Origin of the sequence: Saccharopolyspora hattusasensis, assembly GCF_050972075.1 — a bacterium.
In the GTDB taxonomy this organism is placed as follows: Bacteria; Actinomycetota; Actinomycetes; order Mycobacteriales; family Pseudonocardiaceae; genus Saccharopolyspora; species Saccharopolyspora hattusasensis.
In genome coordinates this window covers 7,260,935-7,277,053 of record NZ_JBPCDC010000001.1, presented here as the reverse complement: position 1 = coordinate 7,277,053, position 16,119 = coordinate 7,260,935, and the positions used below count along the sequence as shown (strand labels likewise).

The 16,119-nt window shown below is 65.3% G+C and carries 16 protein-coding genes and 3 pseudogenes; 11 read left to right on the top strand and 8 right to left on the bottom strand.

Annotated elements, in window-relative coordinates; all coding sequences use genetic code 11:
• Positions 1–123: 123 nt before the first annotated feature.
• The 4 genes from ACRXBZ_RS34930 (at position 124) to ACRXBZ_RS34915 (ending at position 4,754) form a co-directional block, all read left to right on the top strand.
• Positions 124–1,134 carry a Dyp-type peroxidase gene (locus ACRXBZ_RS34930; protein WP_433882703.1) on the top strand — a complete coding sequence of 337 codons (1,011 nt, stop codon included), beginning with the start codon at positions 124–126 and terminating at the stop codon, positions 1,132–1,134.
• Positions 1,135–1,501: 367 nt separating this feature from the next.
• A complete protein-coding gene (locus ACRXBZ_RS34925; RefSeq protein ID WP_433882702.1) occupies positions 1,502–2,332 on the top strand; it encodes a class E sortase in 831 nt (276 codons plus the stop codon).
• Positions 2,333–2,491: a hypothetical protein gene (locus tag ACRXBZ_RS34920; protein WP_168587855.1), complete on the top strand. Its 159-nt coding sequence runs from the start codon at positions 2,333–2,335 to the stop codon at positions 2,489–2,491.
• A 550-nt stretch (positions 2,492–3,041) separates the two neighbouring features.
• The gene (locus ACRXBZ_RS34915) at positions 3,042–4,754 is read left to right on the top strand and encodes a YecA family protein (protein ID WP_433882701.1); all 1,713 of its coding nucleotides are present in this window, start codon (positions 3,042–3,044) and stop codon (positions 4,752–4,754) included.
• Positions 4,755–5,087: 333 nt separating this feature from the next.
• Here the strand turns inward: ACRXBZ_RS34915 and ACRXBZ_RS34910 are convergent, their stop codons facing one another.
• Together ACRXBZ_RS34910 and ACRXBZ_RS34905 are read right to left on the bottom strand one after the other, a co-directional pair.
• Positions 5,088–5,987 (bottom strand): IS630 family transposase, encoded by a 900-nt coding sequence (locus ACRXBZ_RS34910; RefSeq protein WP_433882700.1) that lies wholly within the window; start codon positions 5,985–5,987, stop codon positions 5,088–5,090.
• A gap of 22 nt (positions 5,988–6,009) precedes the next feature.
• Positions 6,010–6,222: a helix-turn-helix domain-containing protein gene (locus tag ACRXBZ_RS34905; protein WP_433882699.1), complete on the bottom strand. Its 213-nt coding sequence runs from the start codon at positions 6,220–6,222 to the stop codon at positions 6,010–6,012.
• A 117-nt stretch (positions 6,223–6,339) separates the two neighbouring features.
• Here ACRXBZ_RS34905 and ACRXBZ_RS34900 point away from each other — a divergent pair.
• A pseudogene (locus ACRXBZ_RS34900) lies at positions 6,340–6,691 on the top strand (aldehyde dehydrogenase family protein); the annotation flags it as partial.
• 198 nt (positions 6,692–6,889) lie between these two features.
• On the opposite strand, the gene ACRXBZ_RS34895 reads toward ACRXBZ_RS34900, so the two are convergent.
• The 3 genes from ACRXBZ_RS34895 to ACRXBZ_RS34885 all read right to left on the bottom strand — a co-directional run bounded on the left by ACRXBZ_RS34895 (position 6,890) and on the right by ACRXBZ_RS34885 (position 9,472).
• Positions 6,890–7,252: a hypothetical protein gene (locus tag ACRXBZ_RS34895; RefSeq protein ID WP_433882698.1), complete on the bottom strand. Its 363-nt coding sequence runs from the start codon at positions 7,250–7,252 to the stop codon at positions 6,890–6,892.
• Between the two features lie 553 nt (positions 7,253–7,805).
• Positions 7,806–8,720 (bottom strand): alpha/beta hydrolase, encoded by a 915-nt coding sequence (locus ACRXBZ_RS34890; RefSeq protein WP_433882697.1) that lies wholly within the window; start codon positions 8,718–8,720, stop codon positions 7,806–7,808.
• Positions 8,717–9,472, bottom strand: a complete 756-nt coding sequence (locus tag ACRXBZ_RS34885; RefSeq protein WP_433882696.1) for a DUF6444 domain-containing protein — start codon at positions 9,470–9,472, stop codon at positions 8,717–8,719. Before ACRXBZ_RS34885 ends, ACRXBZ_RS34890 begins: the two co-directional genes overlap by 4 nt.
• Before the next feature lie 594 nt (positions 9,473–10,066).
• Here ACRXBZ_RS34885 and ACRXBZ_RS34880 point away from each other — a divergent pair.
• Positions 10,067–10,717 (top strand): annotated as a pseudogene (locus tag ACRXBZ_RS34880) (IS982 family transposase); the annotation flags it as partial.
• On the opposite strand, the gene ACRXBZ_RS34875 reads toward ACRXBZ_RS34880, so the two are convergent.
• Complete coding sequence (locus ACRXBZ_RS34875) at positions 10,707–10,883, bottom strand: transposase (protein WP_433882695.1); 177 nt, start codon at positions 10,881–10,883, stop codon at positions 10,707–10,709. The pseudogene ACRXBZ_RS34880 and the gene ACRXBZ_RS34875 overlap by 11 nt on opposite strands.
• 464 nt (positions 10,884–11,347) lie before the next feature.
• Between ACRXBZ_RS34875 and ACRXBZ_RS34870 the strand changes: the two genes are divergently transcribed.
• Complete coding sequence (locus ACRXBZ_RS34870) at positions 11,348–11,509, top strand: hypothetical protein (protein WP_433882694.1); 162 nt, start codon at positions 11,348–11,350, stop codon at positions 11,507–11,509.
• On the opposite strand, the pseudogene ACRXBZ_RS34865 reads toward ACRXBZ_RS34870, so the two are convergent.
• Positions 11,447–11,635 (bottom strand): annotated as a pseudogene (locus tag ACRXBZ_RS34865) (DUF4277 domain-containing protein); the annotation flags it as partial. The gene ACRXBZ_RS34870 and the pseudogene ACRXBZ_RS34865 overlap by 63 nt on opposite strands.
• Positions 11,636–11,775: 140 nt before the next feature.
• Here ACRXBZ_RS34865 and ACRXBZ_RS34860 point away from each other — a divergent pair.
• On the top strand, positions 11,776–11,964 hold the full coding sequence (locus ACRXBZ_RS34860) for a YceI family protein (RefSeq protein ID WP_168587835.1): 189 nt from the start codon (positions 11,776–11,778) through the stop codon (positions 11,962–11,964).
• A 70-nt stretch (positions 11,965–12,034) separates the two neighbouring features.
• On the opposite strand, the gene ACRXBZ_RS34855 is transcribed toward ACRXBZ_RS34860, so the two are convergent.
• Positions 12,035–12,760, bottom strand: coding sequence for an SDR family NAD(P)-dependent oxidoreductase (locus tag ACRXBZ_RS34855; RefSeq protein WP_433884067.1), 726 nt, complete (start codon positions 12,758–12,760; stop codon positions 12,035–12,037).
• A 94-nt stretch (positions 12,761–12,854) separates the two neighbouring features.
• On the opposite strand from ACRXBZ_RS34855, the gene ACRXBZ_RS34850 reads away from it, so the two are divergent.
• From ACRXBZ_RS34850 to ACRXBZ_RS34840, 3 genes are all read left to right on the top strand, one after another.
• Positions 12,855–13,691 carry a LysR family transcriptional regulator gene (locus ACRXBZ_RS34850; RefSeq protein WP_433882693.1) on the top strand — a complete coding sequence of 279 codons (837 nt, stop codon included), beginning with the start codon at positions 12,855–12,857 and terminating at the stop codon, positions 13,689–13,691.
• 283 nt (positions 13,692–13,974) lie between these two features.
• Positions 13,975–15,294, top strand: a complete 1,320-nt coding sequence (locus tag ACRXBZ_RS34845; RefSeq protein WP_433882692.1) for an MFS transporter — start codon at positions 13,975–13,977, stop codon at positions 15,292–15,294.
• A gap of 131 nt (positions 15,295–15,425) precedes the next feature.
• Positions 15,426–15,992, top strand: a complete 567-nt coding sequence (locus ACRXBZ_RS34840; protein WP_433882691.1) for a helix-turn-helix domain-containing protein — start codon at positions 15,426–15,428, stop codon at positions 15,990–15,992.
• Positions 15,993–16,119 lie beyond the last annotated feature (127 nt).

Below are 16,119 nucleotides of genomic sequence, written 5' to 3'. Positions count from 1 at the left end.
CGCCCGTCACGCCGCGCGTTCCTCGGTGTCACCGGTACCGTAATGGCCACCGGCCTCACCGCCGGGTGCGAATCGGGCCCCCCTCAGCCGGGCCAACGTGATGCCCCCGCATCCACCACGCCGGTGTCACCGACGGGCCGGCATCAGGCGGGCATCACGCTCCCGCAGCCAGCCCAGCCCAATCTGCTGGCCTTGGTGGCCGACCTCGGCGACGCCGTGGCACCCGGCCCATTACTGGCCGACCTCGGCCAGGCGATCCTCACGCTCACCGCGGGGACCGACGCACGACTGCTGGGCCTACCGCCGGGCGATCTCACCGTGACGATCGGAGTGGGGCCCCGACTGGTGCGCATGGTCGATCCTTCCCTGCCCGGCGCCGTGGATCTCCCACAGTTCTCCCGGGAACGGATCGCCCCGCAAGCACGCGGCGGTGACCTGCTGATACAGATCTGCGCCAGCGACGCCTTGGTAGTACCGGTCGCCGCTGCCGCGCTTGTCGACCAGGCCGGTGACCGGATACACGAACGCTGGCGGCAGTCCGGGCGCCGCGGTTTGAACATTCCCGTAGCTCAGGGCATTACCGCCCCACGAAACCTCTTCGGTTTCATCGACGGCATCGTGGGCCCGCACACCACCGTCCAAGAACAACGAGACCTGTGGCTGCCCGGGCCGGCTCCGGTCGCCGACGGCACCATTACCGTACTGCGACGCATGGAACTCGATCTGCCGCGGTTCGCCACACTGTCCGTTGCCGACCAGGAGGCAGTCTTCGGTCGATACCGAGCCACCGGCGTGCCTCTCTCCGGTGGCACCATCACCTCGGACCCGGCCCTCGGCGCCAAAACCCCGGACGGACGCTACCTCATCCCGGCAGACGCCCACGTCCGCAGAGCACACTCCAACGTCGTTGGCGTCGGCCTCATGCTCCGTCGCTCCTACAGCATCGACGAACCCGCCCCCGGCCTGCTTTTCATCAGCTTCCAGAACGACATACGAACATTCACCAACACCCTGACCCGGATGGATCATTCCGACGCACTGCTGGAATTCACCACCACCACCGCCAGCGCGACCTTCCTGACACTCTCCGGATTCGACCAACAACACCCACTTGGCGCCACCCTGTTCCACTGAACATATCAACCACAGTGGACAGTTGTGAATCAGGATCCATAGTGGACGTCAGAACACGCCAAGCTCGTAAGCCCGCATCGTCGAAGGTCGAGACCTCGGCGGACAAACCACACCCGGAGTGCTTCTTCTATGCGCTCACCGGGGAGCTCCAACTCACGGTTCGGGTGTATTCCAGCGACCCGACACGTGCGCCGGCAGCGAAGAGCAGCCGGGAGAGCAACAAGAAGGTGTACGAGAAGATGAGCCCGAACGGGAAAAGAACGTCTCGGATGCGACGGCCAGGCAGCGGGCACCTTCGCCGGCGACTCCGCTTACACCCACCCGCACCTGACACGTTAACGTAAGCGAGTTCCAGAAAGGAGCACGCGTGGCAATTCTGGAAGCACCGAAGTCATCGGGGGGACTCGGCGCGAAGATCGTGCGAACCTTCGGCGAGCTGCTGATCACCGCTGGTCTGGTCGTCCTGCTGTTCGTCGTCTACGAGCTGTACGTGACCGACCTCTTCTCGGCGGAGAAACAGGCCAGCGCGACGACGACGCTCAACGGGGACTGGGCACAGGACCGGCAGCCGCATCCCGAACTGATCGACGGCAAAGCGTTCGCCAAGCTGTACATCCCGGGCTTCGGCGCCGACTACCACTTCACCATCCAGGAAGGCACCGAAGCGGCGGCACTGGAGGTCGGGCCGGGACACTACAAGGGCACCGCGCTGCCCGGCGAACCAGGCAACTTCGCGGTCGCCGGGCACCGGGTCGGCAAGGGTGCGCCCTTCAACGACCTGGACCTGCTGAGCTCCTGCGACGCGATCGTAGTGGAGACGCAGACCGACTTCTTCGTCTACCGCGTACTGCCGCACTCCGACGAGTTCGCGAACTGGTCGACCGGGAAGGGCGCACAACCGCAGTGCTCGCATGTGGGCACGCTGCGGACGAACGCGGCCGACGGCGGCCCATACGTCGAGACCTATGGCCGCGAGATCGTCAGCCCGAACGAGGGCGATGTCGTGGCGCCGGTGCCACACAAACCGCCCGGCATCCTGCCGCCCCCACAGCAGGTCGCACTGCTCACGCTGACCACGTGCCACCCGCAGTTCTCCGACCGGCAACGGCTGATCGTGCACGCGGTGCTGACCAACCAGTTCCCGAAGACGGCCGACGCCACGTATGCCCAGTTGTTGCAGGCGATCGGGGAGGCATAAATGTACGGCTGGATCTGGCGTCACCTCCCCGGGCCGCTGGGCACGAAGCTGGTGCTCGCGCTACTACTGGCCCTGGGAGTGATCGCGCTGCTGCTGTTCGTGGTCTTCCCCTGGCTGGAACCGATGCTCCCGTTCAACCAGGTCTCAGTCCCGAACTAGGCCGGGTAGCGGGGAGGATCTGCCCCTCCCCGCCCCACAGATCCGGACGTGAACCTCTCGGTTCATCCGGCTCGTACCGTCGGGGTTGTTAGGTAGTCAACCAGCACGCCTGGGCGTCTACCGAGCCGCTCCTGGCACCGGCAGCGGTGAGCTCACTTTCCAGCCGGTGCGGGCGCTCGGTGCAGGCGGCGTGCCGTCCTACCGTGTCAGCGGGGCCCGCAACGCGGATGGCGGCGAGTACGGTGTTGATCGCTTCGAGGTCGACGGCGGTGGCGGCGAACGATTCGCCCAGCCAGTCCAGGTAGTGTCATGCTCGGGGTTCCCCGAAGTCGGCGAAGCCCGGAAGAGATGGCTTTCGTCCTCGCCTTAGCAGTCAACGAGAATCGTTTCGAGTGCGCGGGCAAGAGCACCAGACGCGGTCATGCTCGCCTCTCCGAAAGATCGCCGATGTCACTGCATACCTGCGTCTTGCCTGCCAGCGGCTACCCTATCGCGAGCGTTGCCGCATCTTTCCCGACGGCCCTTCCGCCGCATCGGTTACGATAGCTCAATGGCTGCGGAGACCGATGTGCTGGTTGATAGTGACACCGTCGCGGGATGGCTCACCAGTGATGAGCCGTTGGCTGAGGATCAGACCAATTTCCTCGTCGACATTCTCGCCACCGCGCCCGACGAAGCGCTGGATTTCCTTTCCGGCCAGGTCGAATGCCACACCGCGCGCGGCGGTGACGTCGGTGCGCTGCTGCGAGTAATTCAATCCAAGGCCCGCGGCAAATACGCCAAGGCCGCGGTCGCGCTGCTTTCGGCACGCGCCGCCGAGGGCGCCGGAGACTCCACCTCCGCCCGCGAGCACATCAATGACGCCCTGGCGCACCGCCCCGACTTGGAACCGGCCCTGCACGACGCCACGCAATACGCCGCCGCCCGCGGCGACTACACCGCCGCCGATCGCTACCTACGCCGCGCCCAGATGCCCAGCCCGCTGCAACGGGGACTGAACGCGGCCCTCGCAGCCTCCGCGGTGGATGACGTGCCGCGCAACAGCCCCTGCCGGTGCGGATCGGGACGGAAGTACAAGGCATGTTGCCGACGTGGCGCCGTACCCGGGCTGGCCGCGCGGGCCCAACTCCTGTACGCACTGCTGGGTAGCTACGCCGAACGCTCCCCCGGCGTCGAGGCCATCAGCGCACTGACCGAACGCACCGCGGAACCCCAGCGGTACGCGATGTTCTGCCTCGACGTTGCGCTCTTCCAGGGCGGCCTGGTGGAAAAGTTCCTCGCCGCCCGAGGTCACTGGCTGCGCCCCGAGGAACGCGACCTCATCGAAGACTGGCGGCGGGTCCCGTTCACTCTTTATGAAGCCGTCGACGTCAAGCGCGGCCACGGAGTCACGCTGCGGGCCCATCCCAACGGAGAGCCGATCCACCTCTCGGACAAACTGTTCTCCACCTCCGCCCGACGGCTTGGCCTGTTCTGCGGCCGATTGCTGCACGACACCACCGGACCCCGGCTACTGGCGATTCCCGTCCCGGTCCCCCGCCACCGGCGCCACGCCATACAGGAGCTGCTCGCATCAGGGCCGTCGCCGGAACAGATCGCAGACTTCTTCGCCCCGGAACCGCCGGCCCAGGTGCGCAACTCGGACGGCGACGCTGTTCACGACTGCCGGGTCACCTACACCGCGAACCAAGCGGAACAGACCTTCGACCGCCTTAGGGAACAGCTCGTGCAGACCGGCGATGACCTGCTGGCCTCTCACCGCCAACTGCCCGACGGGCGGACACTCAGCATCGGAGAGATCCACCGCAACCGCGACGAATTCACCATCACCGCGAACTCCCCAACCCGACTCGCAGAACTCGAAAATCTCCTACGCGACGTTGCCCCCGACGCCACCGAGCAAAACCGGCACACGAGACGCCTCGGCCCCGACCCGGAACCCGGCGGCCGCGAAGGCCGAACCATCATCCTGGAGACCTACTTCCTCGACTGCCACGAGGAGGACCAGGCCAACGAACGCATCAGCCTCGACGCCGAAGCCGCCTGGCTCGACAACCCTGGCGTCATCGGCAATCTGACCCCGCGCCAGGCAGCCGCTTCCACCGACCCCGCAATCCTCAGCGAACTCCACGCCACCCTCGACGACGTGGAAGCCGTTCTCCTGGATGCGAAACGCGAAGGGCGACCCACCGCCGGGCTCATGAAACCCGACCGACTCCGCCGAACCCTCGCGCTCAATGGATCGCGAGCATTCGCCGATTGAGGCTCAGCACGGAGTCAGGCGCTGGATAAATCACGAAGATCCCGCCGCGCAGCCCCAACTGCAACCCGCACGCGGAACGATTTATACGCTCCGTTCGCAAGGAGTGCACCAACCGAGTGCTGATCTTCGACAGAGGTCACGGGAGAAGATCCTCCAGCTTTATTGATCCGGGCGGCAAATGTGTGATGTCAGGCGGCGTAGCGAACTTCGGGTTTGCCGAAGTAGGAGCGAACTCGGCCAGGCGACTTTTTGGAGCCGGTGGAGGAAGGAGCGGACCGCTTGTTTTAACTCGTCGCGGGTTTTCGGGGCTGTGCTGGTGGACATGGTGCGCCGTCAGAGGTCGGCACTCCGGATCTCGTCGGGGTTGAGTTCGGGACTGTATCCCGGCAGGAAGTGCATCTCGATCGCCTCAGCGTGCTTGGTGATCCATTGCTGGATGGTCTTGCGGCGGTGGACGGGGTGTCCGTCGACGATCAGGTGGACCTTGCGGTCCAGATGGCGGGTCAGCCGGTCCAGGAACCGCAGGAACACCTTGCCGTTGAACGAGCCGGTGTAGACGGTGAAGTACAGCTCGCCTTTGTTCCCGATCGCGCACATCGCGTTCACGCTGAATCGTTTGCCCGTTTTGCCCACCACCGGTGTCTGGCCCGCCGGTGCCCAGGTGCGGGCTACGGTGGCGTCGGAGCGGATCCCGGTCTGGTCCAGCCACAGGATCAGTGCGCCCTCGCGGCGGGCGCGGGCGGCGATGGCCGGGTAGTCCTCCTCCAGCCATCGGCGCACCGACTCGGGGTCCTGTTCGTAGGCCTTGCGGATCGGTTTCTGCGGCGACAATCCCCAGGAACGCAGGTAGTTGCCGACGGTGCGCAGGTTCAACACGATGCCGTGGCGCACCCGGATCAGCTCGGCCACTGTCTTGCGGGTCCACACCAGGCCGGTCAGCCCGAACGTGGCCGGGGTGTGCTCGGCCACCGCATACCGCAGCTTGCGCTGCCGGCGGGCACTCAACGCTTTCTGCTCGCCGGGCTTGCGACCCCGGCGACGCCCGGTGAGACCCTTCGAGCCACGTTTCCGCCACGCCTGCACCCATCTGGACACCGACTGCGGGGCCACCGCGAACACCCGGGCCGCCTCGACCTGCGTCATCCCACCATGAACAGCAGCGACCACCCTGCGCCGCAGATCCTCCTGCGCCTCAGGCGACAACCTCCGCGTGTCCCGCACACCAGCGATCATGCCAGAACAACGAAGATCACACCTATAAGTTCCCGATCAATATCTTCTGCAGGGTCGCGATGCTGCCCGAATGTACGCCCCGTTCCAGCTGGGACACAAAGCCCTCGGACAGGCCAGCCCTGTCGGCCACCTGCCGCAGGGTCAGGCGGAGCGCAAGCCTGCGCTCCCGCAACCGCGCCCCGACGCTTTCGGTGTCCTGCGCCCTGGCGGTCGCTCCCAACGCCGATTTGACCATGCCCCCCGTTCATTTGCGGTGACAGTACACAGCACTGAGTCTTGTTATAAGACCCCTGTGGCTTCTCCTCAGATTTCTGAGGTATAGGCACAGCAGTGACGAAACCTCCCTGGAAACAACTTCCCGGCCATGGTGCCGATGTGGTTCTTCCCGGTGACGATCGCGGCCGACAACACCGGTAGTGCTCAAGCCGAGCGAGAAGGACCCGTCGGCGTCACAGTGGCTGGCGCAGCTGTGTGCCGAGGCCAGGCTGCCCGCCGGGGTGTTCAACGTGCTGCAAGACGATGAGTCCACGGTTGACGAGCTGCTCGAGAACGCCGACGTGAAGCCCGTCAGCTTCGTCGGATCGACCCCGATCGCGCGCTACGTCTACGGCACCGCGACGGCCAACGGCAAGCGGGTGCAGGCGCTCGGCGGCGCGAAGAACCACGCCGTCGTACTGCCCGACTCCGACCTCGACCTCGCCGCCGGTGATGGCACCCGCGGCACCGACATGGGGCCCTGGTGACCAAGGCGCACCGCGACAAGGTGAAGGCCAACGTTGGAGAGACCGTGAGTGGTTTTGGGCGCTATAGCGCCGAAAAGCGCTCACGGGCCTGTTCGGCACTGGGGGTGACCCACACGGCAGCAGGCCACCCCAGCGATTTCCGATTGAAGCGGCTCCTCGCTAGGTGCAGACGTAGGCCTCGCCCACGAATGGTGTGCTGTTCGAACTGCTGCCACCAGGGCGGATAGACCAAGCGATATCCCAGTTGACACGCCGCATATACACGGTCACGGGCAGGTTGTTGACGTAAGAGTTGACGTGCTCATCGAGCCCAAAAGCGTTGAGACCCCAACAACCGGCTCCGGTCCTCTCGGTCACGAAGTGCATGTCGGTGAATCCGGTGTTGTAGTACAGACACAGACCGTTGGCTCTGCAGGCCTCAACGGCAGAGGCCTGCGGTGCGGCCACGGCACCGGTGGTCGCCAGTGCCACCGCGGCAGCGACGGCGACCCCGTTTCGCGCTGCCCGTCGGGTGAATCTCATTGGCATTTCCCTTTCGTCCGATTGGTGCCCGGGCCGTTCCGGTCCCCGCACACACTGCCCGGATCGGAGACGTCGTTGTCTCAGAGCGAGCACATTCACCCGGATAGAGGCATGCGCGTCGCCCGCACCGGCACTTGCCTTGTCCCAATTCGGAAAACGATCGTCTCGTGAACGCCTGCCACCGTCGTGTCGCGAGTCCGCGCGGCTGTGGTGGACCCCGGCCGCACGCTCACCCTGATGGTCTGCGGTCCCAGCATGGCCGGATGGGGCTACATCGACCCGGCCGGCGGGTCGTTCACGGCCGCCACCCCCGGCACGGTTCCTCGAACACCAGCGCGCGCTGAACCCGCACCGCCAGTGAACCCGGCCCGCTCGGACGTGGACGTCAGCGGACCGGGCGCAGTCCGGTCCGCTCGACGAAGACCGGAACCCGGGCATGCCGGTCTTGAGGATCGGGAGAATTGCGCAAGGTTGGAATATCTGCCCTTCCCCAGTTCGGGACGGTGGCGTGGTGCCCGAGCCTGAGGTCCCAGCCATGGGTCACTGCGAAGTACTACGTCGAGCCGAGATAGCCGTTGAGCCATGCCTCGATGTCTTCCAGCGCTGCCCGCGCCATCGGAGTCGGGTGGGCCGTGAATCCGTGAGGGGAGTCAGGATAGAGGCGGAGATCGACGTGGACACCAGCTGCTGCCAGCCGCGCGGCCATGGCCAGGTTGTCCTGAAGCAAAATGTCTGCATCGCCGATAACCATCAGGACCGGAGGCAGGCCAGCGAGGTCGGCGTAGATCGGGGAGAGGTCCGGATGCGTGCGGTCGCATGCGGCCCCCGTATAAGCCTTGAGGAAGTATTCATCGGAGATCAGGCGTCCGGCGGGCGTTTGTGCGCTGAGGTCGTAGGTTCCGAACTGCAGCACGGCGGTATCGACTGCGGAAATCCCCCGGTCCCGCAAGCGGAGAAGCGTGGTGATTGCCAGCGTTGCACCGGCCGAGAAGCCGCTGATGGCGAGCTTGGTTGTGCCAAAGCGGCCCTCTGCGTGCTCCGCGATCCAGAGCGCTGCGGTTTCGCAGTCGTCGGGTGCGGCCGGCCACGGGTGTTCAGGAGCCAGTCGGTAATCCACGCTCGCGACCGCTACGCCGAGTGCGTCAGCGAGCTGGCGGTTGCGGATGTCGCTGCCAGCGGCCGACCCCATGTAGAAGCCGCCGCCGTGGATTTCTAGGAGGACGCCCTTCGCTGGCGTGTCCACAGGAGTGTGAATCCGCAGTGGAACGCTACGGCCACCGGCGTCGACGACCTCCTCAACAGCCGGTGGTTGCGACGGGGCGGGCGCGCCGAGATCGGCTCGGACCGCGCGAAGCTCCTCCCAGGTGCGTGGGCCCCGACCAGCCACGCGATTCGCGTAGAAGGCGCGAGACGCTTCAACGAGAGGCAGCAGGTGCGGATTGATCAGATTAGTGATTCCGAGTTTCATCGAGCTTCATAGTACGAATAGGGGCCCACCGTCCAGCTCCTGCCGCGCCCTGACGTCAACAAAGCGGCCAACGCAATGACATACGGCCCGATCCGCACCGGAGAACCCTGACGTAACACCAGCGCCACACCCGGATCGGCGCCCTCACCCGACCCACCGGCAACGGCGGATTGCGTGCCCTCACCCGGTTTACAAGCCACACCGGGCTCGCCTCGACACTCGCCGTCCGTGCCGTCCGTGCCGTCCGTGCCGTCCGTGGTGGTCTCGGGTGTGATCTCGCGGGGCACATCGGTGGCGGTCGGTTTGCTGACATGCCCGCAGCCACCGCAGCGACGCGACACCACCTGGTACTCCGTCACCGTCGGTGGCGGAGGCGGTGACACATCCACCACCTGACGCCGCACCCGTGAAGTCTCTTCCGCGCCATGCAACGACTTCTCACACTTCACGCATCGCTTCGGAGCAACCTCGAACACCGCATCCAGATCATCGGACAAGCCCCGCGACACCGACGACGAACCCGGCTGCTTCCCGGGCTTACGCCCCGACCCCGACCTCGACCGCGACGACCGCTTCTTCGCGGCCTTCTTCTCCCACGGCGGATCCGATGACGGTGGACGAGACGAGTTCGACGAATCCGCCCTCGCCTGGCGCTCCAGTTCCGCGATCCGCTCATCCCGTAGAACCAGCGCGGCCTCCAACTCAGCCACACGCTGATCCCGTTGCGCCACCGCCGCTTCAAGCTCAGCCACGCGCGCGAGCAACTGCTCGACCAACGCTTCAAGCGACCCCGGACCCGGCACCCAAAGATCATCCCAGACCCCAGACCACACCTCGCATCCAGGATGCCAACCACAAGATCAACTAGACACCTGAATAGCTACGGAGAAAGGTGTTCAAGATCAATGTGTGAATAAAGAACTAAACACCCGCCTGACTGCACTCTACGTGCTCGTCGACGACCACGTTGTTCCCGCCCGCACAGGGACTCGGACGCTGGCGACGACCTCTGGCCGTGGTTCGTGCGTCATGCTTCCCAGCAGATCCGGCAGGGTGCTCTCCGCGAGCCGACCGCCGGAGCCCTCGCGTTCCGCTCGATCCGCGACCGTGAGGCGGTGGGCACGCTGCTCGTCGTTATCGGCGACAGCCCTGGCGTCGACGAGAAGCAGACCCGCGACCCGTTGCGGCGCCGCCGCGGCGAAGGTCGCCACCTGGCCGTGAGCGTTTTTGGGTGCCATAGCACCGAAAACCGCTCACGGCCTTTCCTGCACCAGCGCACACCCAACCATCCGATGCGGACACCGCAAGACCGGCTGCCCCAGACGTCGCGACCGCGATATCACGATGAGCGTCGCTGGATTCGGCATATCCACAGTGATCAGCAATGGCGTGCCCTGTTCCCCGTATCCGCGACAGCAGTCCGGATACAACAAGCGTTTGAGGAACGCGGAACCATTGCTATGCAAAGCGATTATCACACTGGCCGCGTGCTGTCCATCCTGGTTCGACGACCTGTGATCACAGACGCCACGCCTGTTCCGTGCGGCGTGTCCCGCGAGACCGTCAAGCGTTCCGATCTCGCGGGGCACGCCGTTTACGGCTACTGTGCGACACATTCCCGCTGGTACTGGGGCCTGAAGCTCTCTCTGGTGTGCACCGGGGACGGGATGCCGGTCATGTGGTGCCTGGCCAACCCCAAGATCGGCGAACGTGAGGTGCTGGCGGCCTTGCTCGACCACAACCACCCCCTGATCCGTGACCGCCAAGTCCTGCTGGCCGACAAGGGCATCTCCGGCAAGGACTTCAAGAAACCCACTGAGGCGCTGGCTCTGCGTCTGCTGCGCCCGGACCGCAAGGACAAGACCTACCGCAACGGCAACCTTGGCGGAATACGCCAGTGGATCGAGTCGGTCAACCAGACACTCAAGGGACAACTCGGTCTCGAGCAGCACGGCGGACGCACCCCGGCCGGCGTGTTCACCCGCGTCACCCAGCGTTTTCGGTGATCTTCTTAGCGAGGTCAATGAAGGTGGGGATCTGGCAGCGCCGGGCCCAGGAGGTCCAGCGGTCCAGGGCATGTTTGCCTTGCTCGCCTTTGACGGTGAAGACGTACCGTAGTCCTTCCTTGAGCAGGTAGGCCCGGTACAGGCGGCGGTCCGCCATCCCCCGGGCTCCCGGAAACAGCCCCAGCAGCAGCGGTTGCGTCCACCTTCCGCCGCTTGCCCCCCGCGAACTCTCGCCAGCCTCCCCCGGCGTCCTCCCCGGCACTCGCCGGCGTTCCCCGTCACCGGCCCGGACACACCACCCCGACGTTTCCGGCCCGTCACCTCGGCGGGCAGCCCGAACCCCCCGTCCTGGCGCCGCAGCACGGAACCGCCGGGCGTCAACACCACCTCCCCATCCGCTTCCACCCCCGACACCGCAATCACCCATATGACCGGCACGCCGCCGTCGCCGGTGGCCGCCAGCCCGGCCTGGATCTGTTTCAGGTCGGGGCGGCGGTCTTTGGGATGCCCGAACTTTCGGTGCCGGGTGGTCGGCGTCAATCTGCTCGTAGGCCCGTACAGCGAGATCGACGTCATGTCCCAATGCAGCCGGGAAGTATCCAAGCCGAACACGGAGATCGCTTGAGCGCCAACGGATCCCACGATCCGGTCGAGCTCGGGAGCGATCGCGTCCAGCGCGCGGCCGATCCGGTCGTCGTTGAGCAGTTCGGGGTCGGCGCCGAAGACTTCTTCCACTGCGTATTCGCGTGCCCACTCGGTCACCCGGACCAGCGGTGCCGGTGAGGTCAACCGGTTGGAGACCAGTGCTTCGATCGCCTGCCCGTGGGTCAGATGGGCAAGATCCCGTACCGGGCAGGCCCGGTCGATAATGTCGGCCAGGTCCAGACGGCGACAGTAATCAGCGATCACGGGCAACGCCCAACTGCTTCTCGATGCTCGCACCGAAGTACCGGGCCCGTCGCCGTTCACGTTGATCCACGACCGAACACCCTGTCAGAGCCCCTGATCGGGAAGACACAGGCCCGGCCGATCAACTCACCTATGCCCATGTGCGGAGGACGGGGCTAGCGCAGCGCGACGAACGCCTGCGCAGCAACGACTTCTTCGACATGGCCAGCTTCCCCGAACTGTCGTTTCGTAGCATCACCGTCGAACGCGTTGACGAAACGATCTTCAAGGTGACCGGACACCTCACGGTCAAGGGGGTCACCAGGCCGATCATTCTCGACGTCGAATAGCCCAGTCATAGCAGTCGTGCGCCACATCGAGCTTCTCCAACTTCGTTTGCATCGTCGCCGACTGTGCGCCTCACCAGGGCACATGCCCGGCGTCGTCGAACATGCCTCCGGTCGGGCCGTCGTCTGGCAGCGTGGCGAGCCGAATGGCGATCCTGGCGCCGTCTGCTGGGGTGCTGGTTCCGTGGAAACCGTTAAGGTCGGTCGCGACGTAGCCGGGGCAGGCGTTGTTGATTTTGATGTTGGTATCGCTGAGTTCCTTGGCGTACTGGATGGTGATCGCGTTGAGGAACGTCTTCGACGGTGAGTAGGCTCCGCTGATCCCGCCGAGGTCGACGCCCGGCGTGGTTTGCAAGGTCAGGGAAGCGACGTGGCTGGACTGGTTGACGATCCGCGGGCGCTCGGAGCGGCGTAGCAACGGCAGCATCGCGTTGGTGACCCGAACGACGCCGATCACGTTGGTCTCAACCACCGCCCGGATGCTCGCCGGCGTGACGGTCGAGGGCTCCTCCGGCCATGCCCCGGCGATGCCGGCGTTGTTAACCAGCACATCGAGCCGGCCAGCGCGCTCCTCGAGCAGAGCGGCAGCAGCCGCGACGCTCGCGTCGTCGGTCACGTCCAGGGATACCGCGAACGCATCGACGTCGTCCGCACGCAATTTCGCCACGGCATCCTCCCGGCGCTGGTGGTCCCGTGCCCCGATTCCGACGCTCCACCCCAGCGCGCCCAGCCCGGCCGCGATCTCGTATCCGATTCCCTTGTTTGCGCCGGTGACCAGCGCAATCGTCTGTTCGCTCATGCTTTCCAGCGTGGCCGGAAACCGGCGGAGAACCAACACCATCTAGGTCGCACACCGATACCCAGCTGATATGAATCAGCGGTAGGCTCAACGGGTGGAGAAGCGGGAGTTGCGATACTTCGTTGCGGTCGCCGAGGAGTTGCACTTCGGCCGGGCCGCCGAGCGCCTGGGCATCGCCCAGCCGCCGCTGTCGCGGACGATTGCCCAGCTCGAGCAGCGGCTCGGAGTCGTGTTGCTGAAACGCACCAGCCGCAAAGTCTCGCTCACTGACGCCGGGTCGGTGCTGCTGGCCGAAGGCCGGGCGATCCTCGGCGCGCTGGCAGCAGCCGAGCGACGCACCCAGCGTGCCGCGACGAGCCAGCCCTCGCTCGTCCTGGCTGCCAAGGCCGGTGCCTCAGGTGAACTGCTGGCAAAGTTGCTCGACGCGTACGCCGCCGAGCCCGGAGCCGTCGCCGTCGACCTGCTGCTCTGCGAATCCCAGCCCCAGCAAACGCTGCATGACGGCCGGGCCGACGTGGCGCTGTTGCATCAACCCTTCGACCCGACGGCCGAACTCGACATCGAAATTCTGAACACCGAGCAACAAGTCGCCATTCTTCCAACCTCGCATCCGCTCGCCAGCGAGCCGCATTTACGGATGGCAGATGTCAGCTCACTGTCGGACCTCCCGCTTGCCCGCTGGCCCGGCCCCGACGGCGTCTATCCAGATGGCCCCGGCGTGGAAGTACGCAACCAGACGCAACTCTTCCAACTGATCGCACTGGGCCGCACCACCGTGGTCATGCCCGAATCCAGTCGCGCCAACCTGCTCGAAGGGCTCGCCGCCGTGCCGGTTCTAGACGCGCCGGACGTGACGACAGTCATTGCCTGGCCGCCCCACAGCCGCTCCCTAGCACTCGCCGATCTAGTCCGCGTGGCCACACTCCTCTAAGTCTTCGTTCCCTCGACTGCCCGCAGCCAAGACGAATGCCCTGCAACTGCCGGACATGAACGCCACCACGTGTGACTCAGCGGGGAAAGGTGTCGTTGGAGGACTGGCCCATGTTCACATCGTCATTGGGGTGGACCGGGTCCTTGCTGCCCAGGGGTTGACGACCCTCGACGCAGCACACATACTGATTTCCTCGAACAAACAAGTTGTTCACTAGAGGGTTGCTGAGCCTCCTTGTTACTTCCCGGCGCTCCGATCCTCATTGCAGCCACAGGAGGACACCATGGCGCAGGTGCAGCGCCCGCTGGCCGATCGACACCGGCAGCCCAAACGGGTCGTCATTTCAAGTCTGATCGGCACCACGATCGAGTGGTACGAGTTCTTCATCTACGGGATCGCCGCGGCGCTGATCTTCGATAAATTGTTCTTCCCCAACCACGACCCCGTGGTCGGGACCGTGCTGTCACTGTCTACTTTCTCCATCGCGTTTGTGGCCCGGCCGGTCGGGGCGGCAGTGTTCGGTCACTTCGGCGACCGCATCGGCCGCAAGACGCTCCTCGTGGTGACGCTGACGTTGATGGGTGGTGCCACGTTCTTGATCGGTCTGCTGCCCACCTACGAAAAGGTAGGCACGCTCGCGCCCATCCTGCTTGTGATCCTCCGCTTCGTCCAGGGCTTCTCACTCGGCGGGGAGTACAGCGGTGCCGTCCTGATGAGCGTCGAGCACGCGCCCACCACGCGCCGCGGGTTCATCAGCTCCATCGTCAACACCGGGTCTGCCTGGGGCCTGATGCTCGCCAACCTCGTGTTCCTGGGACTCGCCAACATGTCTGAGCAGGATTTCGAGTCGTACGGGTGGCGCATCCCATTCCTCATCAGCGGCGTACTTGTGGTGTTCGGCCTCATCATCCGGATCAGTCTCGACGAGAGCCCAGAGTTCACGCAGGTCAAGAACGGCGGCCAGGTTGCAAGGTTGCCGATCGCCGCGGTCCTGACTACTCATGCGCGCCTTGTGGTGCTCATGGCGCTGTCCTACTTATCGATCGGCACGGTCTTCTACGTGGTTACGATCTTCTCGATCTCCTACAGCACCGAGGAGCTCCACCTCGACAAGAGCCTCGTTCTCCGTGCCATCCTGGTGGCGACGATCACCGCGACCGTCGGGATTCCTTTCTTCGGCTGGCTTTCCGACAAGGTTGGGCGAAAGCCGCTGTTCCTGGCAGGCGTTGTGGGCATGGGCGCGCTTCCTTGGCTGTGGTTCCCTATGATCGGGTCCGGAAGCACCGCGCTCTTGTTCGCCAGCTTCATCATTCTGTTCATCCCCTATTGCGCCAACTACGGCGCCATGCCCGCCTTCTACTCGCTGATCTTTCCGACCAGGGTTCGCTACACGGGTCTGGCCGTCGGATACACGCTCGGCACCCTGGCGACGTCACAGGCGCCCCTGCTCGCTGTCTACCTGCACGGGCGGAGCGGGAGCTGGGTCTCCATCGCGCTCCTCATGACCGGAGCCAGTGTGGTTTCGTTCCTCGCCGCCGCGTTCATGTCTGAGTGGAAGGCCGACTCGGACACCAGCCTGCAGCGTGAGGCGGTGACGAAGTGACGACCGCCAGTGCGATCCGAGGCCAGCCGCCCGCGCCTCTTCCAACGCGTGGAGGACAAGCGTTGACGCGATCGACCTGTACGCTGCAAGCGATCGGTTCGTTCGTCATTGGTCGAGAGGCAACCACACCCATGTCTGCGGTCTCGGAAGAGGGCCTGGCTCTCGGCAAGCGACTTCGGGAGTTTCGCCGACTTCGCAAAGTGACCGTTCGGCAGCTCGGTGCGCATGCCGGAGTTAGCCCGGCCTTCATCAGCCAGATCGAGAACGGCCGGGCCAACGCCAGTATTGAGATCCTCCGGAAGCTCTCGGGTGCGCTAGGTGTCTCCTTCGGGGACCTGTTCACCACGACGACGACCACAGGCCTGGTTCTCCGTCGTGCGGACCGTCCGACGCTCTGGACCGAGCAGGGCGTCCGGAACTACCAGATCACCCGACCTCCACTCGCCGAGGTGGAAGTAACCGTCACCGAGTACGAGCCGGGCGCCGGCAGCGGCGGCGACGACTACACACACGGGGACTCACACGAAGTCGTGGTCATCCTCCGCGGCCGGTTCGAGTTCCGGCTCGGCGGGCAGGACTTCGTACTCGACGAGGGCGACAGCCTGGAGTACCGAACGTCGACTCCCCACCGAATCACCAACATCGGCGACGTACCCGGCGAGGCGCTCTGGGTGGTCAGCCCGCCCTCGCTCGGCTAGCAGACTCGACCACGCCACAGCCCTACTGGCGGCATGGTCCGTTCAACACACTCACCACTTCACCGCGTTCCTGCGGCGAACCGCAGCTGCCGCATCCCCCTGGTTCGATGACGACCGCTCGCGACTC